This window comes from Anaerococcus sp. Marseille-P3625 (genome assembly GCF_900232825.1).
Taxonomy (GTDB): Bacteria; Bacillota; Clostridia; order Tissierellales; family Peptoniphilaceae; genus Anaerococcus.
Genome location: NZ_OCTP01000011.1, coordinates 597,835 through 610,465 on the forward strand (window position 1 = coordinate 597,835; position 12,631 = coordinate 610,465).

Below are 12,631 nucleotides of genomic sequence, written 5' to 3' on the forward strand. Positions count from 1 at the left end.
TTAATCTCCCTCTACTTCTTCTTTGGAAAGTTCAAGTATATGGTCATAATTAGATGTTGTTTCCTCTTCCAGGTAGCTAATTCTTTCTTCTAATTCTTCTTGTTTTTCTTCATTTCTGTCATTGTATTCGCCTTGATACATAACAAATTCATTGTGACATCTTCCGAGTCTATTTATTCTCCTCTTTAAGTTTCTAATCTCTTCATTTCTTTTTTTCTCTTTTAAGATTTCATAAGTTCCTCCTAATAAAATTCCAAGTCCCAATAAAGCACAATTTTTCTTTTTTAACATTTATTCCTCCTAGTGCGTATTCATAATACTTTTTGCAACTGTTCCACTCTTAAACATCATAAGTCCAAGTAGTAGAGCATATCCTAATATACTAAACAAGCTTGCGTGAATATCTGTAATCTGTACCGTTCTTATTAAAACGGTGTAGATACCTAAACATACCATCAAAAACAAACCTTGTAGTCCCAAGGCAAAAAGTCCCTTGATATAATTTGTTCCAATCTGACCCCATTCTTTATTTCCCATAGTCGCAAATGGTATAGATGATACTGATGAGTAGACATATATTTCAAACATACGCCCATATACTATTAAGGTAATAGTTAAAGATATACATTGAATTGCAATCCTCACTAGGCTTGTTTCAACTAATATCATTATTAATGCACCAACATCTTTTTCTTTTAATGTATCAACCATAGCAACTATCTGATCTCCTGAAACAGTGGCAGAAGTAGTGATTACCCCTGCCGCTTTGTTTACAAGATTTTGTGCCACATCAAAGACTGCCATTGAAAATTCAAAGGCATGGCTTGCAAGGTAGACTGCTATAAACATCTTTATAATGTATTTGAAAAACTCAAAAGTATCTGTATCGTGCATATTATTCTTTTGCATAACCATATTTATGAGTTCAATACATAAAACTGCTGTTATGATAAGACCTGCTATTGGAACGATCACATTATCATTAATGTTTTTTATGAAGTTATACACTTCTCCATTCCAACCCATTGGTGTCTTCCCAACATCAGTTGCAATAACTCCTACCTTGTCATTTATATCTAAGAACATGGACTCAAGATTTGCTTTGATACCTCCGAGTAGCATATCCTTAAAAAATTCAGTTAGCTTGTCAAAGATACCAAACATAGACTTTCTCCTATTTTAAAGCATTTGCAAGTAGTGGAATTAATTTAATACCGATTAGTACAATTCCCCCACCAGCCATAAGCTGCTTAATACCTTGAGATTTAGCACCAGATTGCGATAGGTAAGCCTACAGTTTCAGTGTTTCCAGCTTTTCCCCCGCTTAGCACCGTGCATGCGACTTTCACCGCACACGGCGCCCCATCGCAAGAAAGATTTTCACGTTTTAATTAAGATTTACACACTTCTCAACAACTAGTTATTTCTTTTAAATGGTTGGCAATCCTATCATTTTTCTGAGTTCATTACATTTCTCAATTTGCTTACCTGTTAAGGCAAGTTCTTTTACATATTTTAGAATTGTATCTTCTTTTGTTGCATGGATTAGTATATGCACTTTTTCTGTTACAAGAATTAGATTGCTGTACTTGTCTGTACCACCTTTTTCAAGTGGTAGTTTATGGTGGCAATGTATATCACTTGGTGTTAATTTATTCCCTGTTACAAAACATCTTCCATATTGAGCTGCAAAGAGCGAAATCCTATTGTCTGCATACTCTATACTCTTATCAAGTACAGGGTGTTTCATTAACCAAACAAGAGTGTCTATATCAATTTGTAGATTTTTATGAATTAAAGATCTACCCTCTACAGTGTACTTGTTTATATCTTTTTTCTTGTGTTTTGCGTCCTTAGTTTGGATATACCCCACTGGAATTAATGGGCGTCCGTTAAGGAAGCGAAGTTGTTTACTTTTTCCATACTTATCTTTGATAAATCCTTTATTTAATGTCCCATTGGTCTTTAAGTCAAGCCTGTTGTTCATTTGCTTTTTAATGTGAAAGGCTATTTTAGCAAAGTCTATACTCACATTTGTTGCTATTTGGTAATAATTATGCAAGCCTGAAACAGTAGCATTATACCTAGCTATTGCTTTGTACTGCTCTTTCTCATTTGCAGGTCTCTTTATATCCGCAACACATTTAGAAATATTTTCTTTTGCATTTTTCAGTGCCTTATCACTTATATGCGACTGTACAACAAACTTTTTGCCTTTTGGTTTAACCTTAAGCTTGAAGCCTAAGAACTCCGAGTACCTTTGTTTTAGATTTGTTATTTTAGATTTTTCTTCACTTACATTTAGTTTTAATCTGTCTTGCAACCATTTTGTAACTGCCTGATAGGTTCTTTTTGCATCGTAGTAATTACGGCAAAATATCTTGAAATCATCGGCATACCTTACAATGTATATTTCTTTTAGGTTGCTTGTTCTTAAAGCTCTGTAGGTATGGCTTTTTATCTCTGTTCCTTGACTGTTCGTTCTCTGTTTATATGGATAATGCGTGGGCATTGTCAGCCATTGAGAAGAAACCCACCAATCTAATTCGTTCAAGACTACATTAGATAGTAGCGGTGATAATATACCGCCTTGTGGTGTTCCCTTTGTTGGTGTAATTACCTTTTTATCGGGCATAACTATGTCTGCTTTCAGCATTTCCTTAATGATACAAAGTAGCTTTTTGTCTTGGATACCCAAATTCCAAAGTTGCCTTATGAGCTTTGCATGATATACATTGTCGAAAAATCCTTGTATATCAATATCAACTACATAGTGTAAGTGCTGTATCTGCATTAGTCTCGCACATTCTGCAATAGCGTGTTCCGTACTCCTGTTAGGTCGAAACCCATAGGAGCTGTCATGAAACTTGGCTTCACATATTGGCTCTAAAATTTGTAAAATACATTGTTGTACAATTCTGTCTACAATAGTCGGTATTCCTAAAGGTCTTATTTTCCCATTAGGCTTTAGTATCTCCACTCTCTTTACAGGGCGTGGTTTATACCAATGAAACTGTTTTTGTATGAGAGAAATGTATTCTTCTTCATTTAGCCTTGATAGATGTTTTATTGTTCTTCCATCTACTCCTGCTGTGTGACTGCCTTTATTTCCTTTTATACTTCGATAGGCTAGTTTTATATTTTCTCTTGAAGTTATTAACCCCATTAAATTTGAAAATACTTTATCCTCACTGCTATCTTTATATAGATTATCAAGGACTTCTTGCAAGTCATAATATTCCGTATAACGGATTTTATTTTGTTTTAATCTTTGTTTCGAAGTGGACACAGGCACCATCTCCTTTCGGATTTGATTTTCTTTGTCATACTCGAAGCTGTGTTTATCTTAATTTCAGTTCTTGTTCTTTCTTGTGACTAGTGGCTATCCCTCCACGAGCTTATTATTCTCGCTTCATAGGTACTATGCCACCACTTTCACCAAGATAAAAAATAGTTATATGATCTTTTTCTTATCATTTTCCCATTTAACACTTCACTAGCATTAGACTGCTTCCATGTTCTTGGTTTACCACGTTCCAACAATCCTATCATTGAATACGTTTAGGTTCTTCCTCTAAGCCTGTGTTTAGCTCTCGCCTTATCGCCTGTAACGATATATGGACTTTCATAACAACCATTCTTACTAATCCACAAACACACCATCTTTGATGGTAATTGCCGTTAGACAAATTCAAACGTCTAGACTTGTACATTCGGAAGTGCGTCAGTGTTTTGGTATACACATTCTCACCATGCGTATTCGACACCCGGCATATAGGTAGCACCATTTACCTCTAAACAGGTTTCGTATAACTATATAGCTATTTACGGCTACTCTCTGCCGACTTCACCGAGCTTTTGACAATAAATTAGTCTAATATTTATTGCCAATCGGAGTATCAGTGTAGGCATTTTAGGGCGTTACTCCATCGTTCTACCTATCAGATTGTTAGTTCTCCTAAGTTTCGAACTTTATGTCCTTCGACTTAGTGCATAAGCTTTTCACTTATGAACGTGTCGCACGGTTATCATTACCATAACCTTCCATTAAGTTAATAACTCCCCATGCTCCTAAACCTGCACCAATTGCAGTTACAAGTGTCTTTAAAACTCCAACTCCAGCTGTAAAAAATTCCATATTATTCCTCCTCGTTTTCTTTCTTATTTTCTATTTTATTTAGTGATTTAACTATAAAATTCTTGTAGACCTTATCTCCTTTTTTATTTTCTTTGAAATATCCAAAGACATGGATTAGATCTCCTTTTTCAAATTCTTTTGCAATTTCTACCTTTTCTCCATATACTGAGCAATTTGTATATTCCTTGCCCTTTCCATAATTTTTTACAAGAGCAAAATTTGCTACTTTAACATTTTCTCCATCTTTTTCAAATTCTGAAAATTCAGCTTCCTTAACTAAATTTGCATTAATATTTATCATTTCTCTATCCATTAATTTCTTCTCCTTAATCCATAAATTTCAATTAAAAAAGCGACTGAACTTATATTTCAATCGCTAAATGTCTTATATATTAAATTGTTTTAAGTGGGACTTCTTATCCTTACCATTTTTACCTCCTAATTTTGATTATAAAAAAAGACGATAGAGTTTTTAATTTCTATCGCCTGTTAATACCTTATTTCTAGTCTTCTAAAATCGATACTTCAAGGTCTATCGCTTTAAATGTAACAGTTATTCCTACTTCGTCCTTTACTGTTTTTTCAAATAGCTCAGCTATATCATATGGGGACATATCGTATATATCTTCATACCATTCATTGCTTTCATCGTACATTGTCTCACATATTGCTTCAATATAATTTTTCTTATCCATTGTGAGTTCTGTATCACTTTCTAAAATAAACTGCTCGCCATTTATATTTAATATAATTAAAGATGATTTTCTATTTTCACACATTTTACTTTCTCCATAAAATCAAATGTTTAACCTATTTATTTTATAACTAGATTTTAACTTTACCTTATCTCTATTTGTTAAATACTCTTCCACATCAAACAAGTTTCTCTTATCATAATCTTCCAACAACTTATAATTCTTATGCTTTGTAATATCAAATTTATCAGATAAGAAAGGTCTTACTCCTCTTAGTTGATATATGCACTTACCGCCATCCATTACAGTTATTTCATCTTGACTCATAAGTTCCTTCCCAGTCTTTTGATAATTTAGACCAAAGGATTTTTGGTTTGATCTTGTTTCTGATGTGTTATATAGGTCTATGGTTTCTTTTCCTAATGTTTCAGATAATTCTTTTACTGTTGTTTTTTCTTTTCCTCCTAGAAAGAGTGTGGAATCACAGTTACCAACTATTGTATCCGCATGGTCTTTATAGATTGCTTTTAATTGAGATTGTGCTTGCAGTATTATGCTTGCTGATATTTCCCTTGAACGAATTGTTGCTATTAGTTTCTCAAATTTAGGAATTAATCCTATATTGGCAAACTCATCAAGTAGACATCTAACATGAACTGGAAGTCTTCCACCATACACATCATCTGCCTTATCACATAGTAGATTAAATAATTGAGAATACATTATTGAGACTACAAAGTTAAAGGTATCATCTGTATCTGATATTATTACGAATAAAGCAGTTTTTCTATCTCCAATTTTATCAAGCTCTAGTTCATCTTCACTCATTAGTTCTCTGAGCTCTCTTATGTCAAAAGGTGCAAGTCTTGCTCCACAAGATATTAGAATTGACTTGGCAGTTTTTCCTGTAACAACTTGTCAAGGACTTTCTAATCATTTTTATGAGGTTTTTTATCTTTTTCTCGCTCCATTTCTCTAAGCATTATCCTTTTCAATTTATCTTGCATGGTTTCAGTCGCATTTTCATTAAAATGGACAATAACCTCATAAGTTACTTTTCCAATCTTCTTTATAGTCTTTGTTCCTGTATTATGTTCATTTCTGTTTTCATTCATATTATTTTCCTCCTATTAGTTGCAATTAAAAAAGACGATAGAGTTTTATTTCTACCGCCTTTCGCAAGTCTTATAGCTATTCATTGAATAACGCTTTAGCATTTACATATTAAAGTTTCAAATCCTTATTGTTCAGCATTCCGCCAAACATCATATGATACATATCCTTGGAAGATTCCTCTATCTTTGTAATGCTTGATATTTTATTTCCTGCATCTTTTGATGAAGCTCCGCAAAGATAAAAGGCTTCATTTTCTGTTCCATAGTCAATAGCAATATACCTATCGTGATATTTTTTCCCTGCAACTTTCATCTTAAGATTGATATTAGGGTAATCTTTTCTAAAATCGTTTAGGATATTTTTTGTAAGCATATCCTTGTTTTTCACATTGTCGCTAAATACTATAACCTCAATATTGTCTTTTGCAGCCCTTAATAATTCCAAGGTTTTCAAACCTATATAGTTATCTATAACATAAATGCTTTCCTTTGCAGACTTATATATTTTTGTATAAGCAACATCTGCTTCAATCTTATCTCCATTCATTAAAAGGAAATGCTTGTAAGTGTCTGGATCTATAAAATTATCCATAACCTTTTTCAAATCTTCTTTTGTAGCCATTTGCAATTTTATTTCAGCTATATCCTTTGTATTTTGATTTGTCTGTACTGCTATTTGAACTAATTCTTTTGAACCGATAAAATCTTGGTTTTCAATGATAAAATCTTTCATTTGCTTAAATGTTCTAACTAAAGCTCTGCTTTGCTTAACAGCAAGTTCACCTCTTAATACAGTCATCAGCATATAAATACCTTGTTCTGTAAAGGCATAAGGATTGTATTTAATATTACTTCCTCTACCAGTCCCTCTGTTCAAGGTGAAATTTTTGCACCTTGAAAGTTCTACCATTTCTTCGTCCGTTAATTGGAACATGAAGTCTTCACCTTCAAATTTTTCTGCGTTGTTTTTCACCTGTCTATTAAAGTTTTTAGTTTCATACCCATATATTTCGGCTAAATCTGAATCAAGCATTACTTTTTGCCCACGAATAAGATATATTTTTTCTTGTATAGTTTTATTATCCACAATAACTATCTCTTTATTTTCTTCTGCCATGAAATGCACCTCCAACATTATCTAAATTCTTTTATATTTTTCTACTCCACCTTCAGCTTTTCCGATGTGTTCCACATTTTTTACAAGTCCCTTATTTACATTTTCATAAAACCATCTACCAATCAATGCCGGAGGTGTTGCGATTAACTCTCTTAAAACAAATTCTTTGCCCTTCGGTAAAGAGCTAATTTTGTTCAATAAGGTAGTATATAGGTCAGCATAGCTTGTATTTTCTTGTAAACTGCTACACTTACAATATTCAGTAACGCTTGGGAAACCTCCCTCTATTGCTTTTTTAGTTAAGATTTCAAGTTCTTCATCGGTTACAGTAAATTGAATTCGCATTTATATATCCTCTCCTTATAACTGAGTTTATTACCATATCATTATCATTTTATCATAAATACGATATTTTTTCCATACTGCAATTTTGAGCCCTATTTTACACTTAGCTATAGTCTGATACCTATTTTATCATTAACGCTCTAAAAACACCTTTCCACCGTCTTATACGAGGCCTACAAGTGTTCCCCCTTGTCATAATCTTCAAAGGTATATACTTTTGATTTACTGTTTTCCTTTAATTTCCCTTTGTCCTGTTCATACCAATGAACCAAGGTCGCATAATGGTCTTTGTAGTTTCTTCCTGTACTTTGCATATAGGTTGACAGCTTCTCTATCATTTTATCCCTATGACATTGCATTTTATCCTTTAATTTTCCATATTCTTCATCAGTTAAGGAAACATTTTTATATTCTCCATAAAGGGAGGGGGATATTTTTTCTTTCTCCCCCTCTTTTTCTAACTCTATATCTATCTCTTTCTCTATCTCTATCTCTCCGTTGCAGTTTTGTTGCAAAAGGTTGCAAGGTGTTGCACCAGTGTTGCATTGCAACGCTTTTTGTCCTCTTGATTTCCTCGAACGCCTTGTAGACGCTGTTTCTGAACCTATAAGACTTGGGATTTCTGTTAAAAAATACTCGTCATTTTCTGTGATTATCTCCATCAATCCTTGTGCTACAAGATAATTTACTGTAACCATTACATCATCTTCCGTTTCATCAATCGTTAAGGCAAGCTCTTTGATAAAGTCTGTTTCTACTCCGTCATAATACAGTTTCCCACTGTCTTTTAAGCTAAGCAAAAGCAATTTAAGATAGATGATTGTATAAGTATCTCCTCCTGATATTTTTCGTAGCCTTTTGATTCTCTTATCTGTAAAAAAATCTTCTTTCAATTTTAACCAATAATATCTTCTGTTGTCTGCCATCTTTATCTTTCTTCCCCTGTATTTTTATAATTTTCTTTAGCCTTTTCCTTGGCTTTTTGTTTGTACTGCTCCTTTCTTTCCTCTTGCTCTTGGAATTTTTTCAGCTGTGCAATTACACTTGGTTTATCTCCTCTCTTAATTGCCTTGTCTATCTCTATGGATAAATCTATTCCATACTCATCATTGACAATCTTTACTGCATATTTGATATGGTCTATCTGCTTAAATTCATCTTGTACTTTAGCTTTATCTTCGCTTAAGTCTTGTATCTCTTTTTCAAGGCTTGATATTTCTTTTTGCCAATCATTTAATTTTATGGCTGATGTCCCGGTAAACTTTTCTATAATCTTTCTTGCTCTTAGGTATCTGTCTATTTCCTTTTTATGAGAATTGTAAAAACTGTCTTTGAATATGGTTTTGCTTTTGTATTCCTGATAGACTTCTTTGTTTTCTTTGATAGAATCTATGCAGCTTACACACTGATTTAGGTCTTTAATTCTTTGTGTTTTACTCTGAATATCACCACTTATATTTTTACTTTGCTTTGCCAGTTCAAAGACTTTTCCTTGTAGGTCTGCTATGGTTTGAAGTTTATTATCTTTCAAATAGTATATTGCTTTTACAAATCTCTTTAGGTCTGCATTTCCCTTTTTTATCTGTCCGTAGTAGGATAAATTTTTTGTTTTTTCTCCCTGTATCTCGTTGTAGATAGAAATATACTCATAGAGGTTAAAGAGTTCCGCTTTGTTCTCCAGTTCATCTTTTTTGGTCTGTTTATACTCATCGTATTTTGCTTGCAGATTTCCAAGTAAAGAGTCTATCCAAGAAGTGATTTCTTTTATCTTGTTCTTGATAACTTTTACTAAAGAGTTATGCTTTTTGATTTCTCTGTTGATATTTCCTTTGTCGGTTTCTATTCCTTTTTTCTCTAAGGCACTGGCACTTGCTCCCATGTGAATGGTTGGGATTTCTTCTATCCCTTGTCTTTTGTAGGAACGATGATCCACTCTCTTTTCCTGATGATTTTTTTCTAAATACTGATTACAAAGACTTGCAAAATTCTCTCTCCATTTCTCTGCGTTTCCTTTATTGTTCCAGTCTGTCAGCTCTACTTTTATTGTTTTCGGTTTCCCATTTTTATTTAGAATTTTATTGCCATAATCATCAAGAATATATTCTTTTTTTGACTTTGCTTGCCACTGTCCTTTTTCATTGATTGGTCTGAGGGTAGTCATAATATGTGCATGGATATTATTATTTTCTTCATCACTTTCATCATGGATTGCAAGGTCTGCTATCATTCCTTTTGATACAAAATTTTCTTGTATGAAGTCGGTAATGAGTTTCTTATTTTCTTCAAATGATAATTCTTTTGGTAAGGCGATAATGAAGTTTCTTGCAAGCTGTGCGTTACTTGCTTTCTCATTTAGTTCAACGCTATTCCATAAAGTAGTTCTATCTTTTAATGCTATGGGAACATTCTCCGGCAAGAAGATTTCTGAATGTAAAAGTCCCTTTTTATTATGGTAATCGTGAACTTCTCCGTCCCATTCATTTTTGATTTTCTCACAAGAGATATATGCTGCACTTGCAACTGCCGATTTACTTTTTCCTCTGCTTATCATAGAAATATTAAAGTGAAATGTTTCTGCCACTTTTAAGCTCCTTTCATTTTTTGTTTGTTTTCAGGTAAAGGAAAAAGCAGACAGGTTATTTTTTGTATCTTTTCCTATCTACTTTATCCGTATGTTTTTATTAAGTTTTGGATTTTTAAAGACTTGCTAAAATCCCTTAGTTTTTCTAAGGGCGCAATTATACACCCTAAAGGGTGCTTTGCGTTCTGCGAAGCTTTTTGCCCTTGCAGGGAGCTTCTGAAAAAACTAAGGTCTTTTATTTTATCTACTCTATGTCTGTTTCATCTTCCATATCTTTCCCATTTATCATTTCTTCATAGGCTTGTCTGTATTCTTCTGTGTGAGTAGAGATATTTAACAGTTTTTCTATCTCCTCATTGGTAAATATTAGAGGATTTTTAATGACCCTTTCTACTATCAATCCCCTTTGTATGAGCCTGTGATTTCTTCTTTTTCGTTCCTTTTCATTTGCCAGTTTTTCTAATTTTTTGCCTTGATTTTGTAATTGTTTCAGCTTTACATCGCACTTTTCTCTTTCTTCCTGAAGTTCAGAAATTTGTTCCTGTACTTCCTGTAATGTTTTTTCTTTCTTCATTTTTAATTCCTCCGTTTTGGTATCTGCTTGTTTCCATAAAGAAAGGTTAAGCACCTTTTTTGACACTTAACCTTTCCAAGTTTTTAGATTTTATCTTCTAAAATCTTTCTCAGTTTTTCTAAAATCCTATCCCTCCTCCCACTGATTGCTTGATGTGTAACTTTCTCTCTTCTGCTGATTGACCTTAGACTTTCTTCTTTGTAGAAGATGGCTTCCATTAGTTCTCGTTCTTCTTTTGTAAGAGTATTTAATGCTTTATGAAGTTCTTCAATTCGCATTTTTACTTCTACAATTTTTTCTAAGTCTATCTTTTCATCTATGATGTTATCTACAAAGTGTCCATCATGATCCAGTGCCGAAAATGGTATTACATTATGCTTCCAATCTTTTCTTTGGAGATACTTTTCATGCTCTGTTATCTTCCAATAGGCTTTGTAGACTTCTTCACTTACAGGTACGGCTTTGCCTTTTACATAAAGGTAATATTCTTTCTTTGCCACTTAGTCATCCTCCTTTTTAAGTTCTCTGTTTTGGTTTTGAGAATAAAAAAGGAGGACTTCTACACTTTGGCGTAAAAAGTCCTCTCGGCTTAAAAACTAATGTTTTATATAATTTTCTATTTGGTCGTTTCTGGTAAAGTATTATTGCTATGTGTAAGCAATTCCAAGAATAAAAAAGGATAATTATATCGTTCTGTGAAAACCGAAACTATAAGTTTTGACATAATTATCCCTCCATTATTTTCCCTCCTAAGTAAATTTATTATTAAATCACTCCTGCTTTTTCAAAATGCTTTTTGAGTATCTTTGTTGCAACGAATGCTCCTATGCAAGCAAGAACAAATGTTATCAAGGCAAAGCCTACTGCCCATGAAACTTTGAAATAAGATAATGCTTCATTTATTTGTGCTTCACTCATTTTCCATTTTGATGCTCTTTCCACAAAAGAAGCTGTTCCGAATAAAATCACAGGAATTACTGTCCCTAAAAAATCCGCTAATGCAAATATCCCATATCCAATAATCATTCGTCCCTTGCTCTCATAATTTCCTATAATCAAATCACATATAATTCCACCGATTACAGCAAAGACTGCATGAGGCAAATGTCCTCCTGACAATGCAATTAAACCAAGAAGCGTTCCTGATATTGTAAATACGCCCTTCTTTTTAACTTTCAAAGCCATAAGGATATAAACGGTAGCAGCTACCATAAAGCTAACTCCTGAAGCAATAAATCCTCCAATCACTGTTGTTGCCATAGCAAATGCAACCGCCATGTATATGACAATTCCAATTGCATTAAAGATTCCGATTGTAATAAAATCACGACCATTTAATTTGTTTTTCATAAAAGTCCTCCTAATAAATTTTCTGTATTACTATCACAAGAGCAATCATCAAAGCTCCTAATAGTCCAATCAACAAATCCGTTGTTCTAAACCTCAATTTTGTTAATGTAACCCTGTTCTCATCACTATCAAGTCCTCTAATGAGTGCTGAAGCTGACAGTTCATCTGAAATCTTAATCATTCTCATTAAAAGCGGAACAAGCGTATATTCAATATATTTAATTGGATGTAGCAAGGGAAAAAATCTACTTGTTACGATTCCTCGAATCTTCATATTCTCTTTTAATGCCTTGAGTTCTATTTTTATAGTTGGTACAAACCTAAGCAAAACACTAAAAGGTATACCAATGCTTCTTGGTACTTTCATTCTATTTAATGCTTCAAGCATTTCACTTACACTTGTAGTCTTTGTTATATATCCACCAAACATAGCAATTAAGGTCATCCTTGATGCAAAGTAAATAAACATATATATTGCAAATACGATACTTGCTTCACAAAACTTTCCAAGCCATAACTCTATGCAGTATAAAATCACAAAAAACAAAATAAAGCGTAATGCTCTTTTCCACATACTGCTGTATACATACAGAAAAAAGGCAAAGAGAATCAGTCCGAAAAGTAGAATTGTATCGCTTATAAAAAAGCTCGTAAATCCAACAATTGGAAGTAGAGTAAGTTTTATTCTCGGATCGACTGTTTTTCTATCCATCAAG

General features: G+C 33.2%; 14 protein-coding genes and 3 pseudogenes. All 17 read right to left on the reverse strand.

All coding sequences use genetic code 11. From position 1 onward, the window contains the following. On the reverse strand, positions 1-291 hold the full coding sequence (locus CS884_RS08125) for a hypothetical protein (protein WP_002838520.1): 291 nt from the start codon (positions 289-291) through the stop codon (positions 1-3). 9 nt (positions 292-300) lie between these two features. Then, positions 301-1,164: a VirB6/TrbL-like conjugal transfer protein, CD1112 family gene (locus CS884_RS08130; RefSeq protein ID WP_000466914.1), complete on the reverse strand. Its 864-nt coding sequence runs from the start codon at positions 1,162-1,164 to the stop codon at positions 301-303. A 10-nt stretch (positions 1,165-1,174) separates the two neighbouring features. Next, positions 1,175-1,273, reverse strand: a pseudogene (locus CS884_RS08135) (Maff2 family mobile element protein); the annotation flags it as partial. A gap of 156 nt (positions 1,274-1,429) precedes the next feature. Further along, complete coding sequence (ltrA, locus tag CS884_RS08140; RefSeq protein WP_099320160.1) at positions 1,430-3,289, reverse strand: group II intron reverse transcriptase/maturase; 1,860 nt, start codon at positions 3,287-3,289, stop codon at positions 1,430-1,432. A gap of 720 nt (positions 3,290-4,009) precedes the next feature. After that, positions 4,010-4,138: pseudogene (locus CS884_RS08145) on the reverse strand (Maff2 family mobile element protein); the annotation flags it as partial. A 1-nt stretch (position 4,139) separates the two neighbouring features. Further along, positions 4,140-4,451 (reverse strand): single-stranded DNA-binding protein, encoded by a 312-nt coding sequence (locus CS884_RS08150; RefSeq protein WP_099321363.1) that lies wholly within the window; start codon positions 4,449-4,451, stop codon positions 4,140-4,142. 190 nt (positions 4,452-4,641) lie between these two features. Next, positions 4,642-4,917 (reverse strand): hypothetical protein, encoded by a 276-nt coding sequence (locus CS884_RS08155; RefSeq protein WP_019138742.1) that lies wholly within the window; start codon positions 4,915-4,917, stop codon positions 4,642-4,644. Between the two features lie 18 nt (positions 4,918-4,935). Further along, positions 4,936-5,751 (reverse strand): annotated as a pseudogene (locus tag CS884_RS08160) (VirD4-like conjugal transfer protein, CD1115 family); the annotation flags it as partial. An 11-nt stretch (positions 5,752-5,762) separates the two neighbouring features. Then, positions 5,763-5,948: a transposon-encoded TnpW family protein gene (locus CS884_RS08165; protein WP_001005000.1), complete on the reverse strand. Its 186-nt coding sequence runs from the start codon at positions 5,946-5,948 to the stop codon at positions 5,763-5,765. A gap of 109 nt (positions 5,949-6,057) precedes the next feature. Beyond that, positions 6,058-7,065 (reverse strand): ORF6N domain-containing protein, encoded by a 1,008-nt coding sequence (locus tag CS884_RS08170; protein WP_000797009.1) that lies wholly within the window; start codon positions 7,063-7,065, stop codon positions 6,058-6,060. Between the two features lie 21 nt (positions 7,066-7,086). Continuing rightward, positions 7,087-7,410 (reverse strand): hypothetical protein, encoded by a 324-nt coding sequence (locus tag CS884_RS08175; RefSeq protein WP_004830093.1) that lies wholly within the window; start codon positions 7,408-7,410, stop codon positions 7,087-7,089. A gap of 173 nt (positions 7,411-7,583) precedes the next feature. After that, positions 7,584-8,336, reverse strand: a complete 753-nt coding sequence (locus CS884_RS08180; RefSeq protein ID WP_000774842.1) for a phage replisome organizer N-terminal domain-containing protein — start codon at positions 8,334-8,336, stop codon at positions 7,584-7,586. A 2-nt stretch (positions 8,337-8,338) separates the two neighbouring features. Then, complete coding sequence (gene mobQ, locus CS884_RS08185) at positions 8,339-9,991, reverse strand: MobQ family relaxase (protein WP_000852175.1); 1,653 nt, start codon at positions 9,989-9,991, stop codon at positions 8,339-8,341. A 244-nt stretch (positions 9,992-10,235) separates the two neighbouring features. After that, positions 10,236-10,565, reverse strand: a complete 330-nt coding sequence (locus CS884_RS08190) for a DUF3847 domain-containing protein (RefSeq protein WP_009346081.1) — start codon at positions 10,563-10,565, stop codon at positions 10,236-10,238. 83 nt (positions 10,566-10,648) lie between these two features. Further along, positions 10,649-11,065 carry a sigma factor-like helix-turn-helix DNA-binding protein gene (locus CS884_RS08195; protein WP_001074477.1) on the reverse strand — a complete coding sequence of 139 codons (417 nt, stop codon included), beginning with the start codon at positions 11,063-11,065 and terminating at the stop codon, positions 10,649-10,651. A gap of 265 nt (positions 11,066-11,330) precedes the next feature. Beyond that, positions 11,331-11,915 (reverse strand): MptD family putative ECF transporter S component, encoded by a 585-nt coding sequence (locus CS884_RS08200; RefSeq protein ID WP_000791747.1) that lies wholly within the window; start codon positions 11,913-11,915, stop codon positions 11,331-11,333. Between the two features lie 10 nt (positions 11,916-11,925). Beyond that, complete coding sequence (locus CS884_RS08205; RefSeq protein ID WP_025194627.1) at positions 11,926-12,630, reverse strand: energy-coupling factor transporter transmembrane component T; 705 nt, start codon at positions 12,628-12,630, stop codon at positions 11,926-11,928. Position 12,631: the final 1 nt, after the last annotated feature.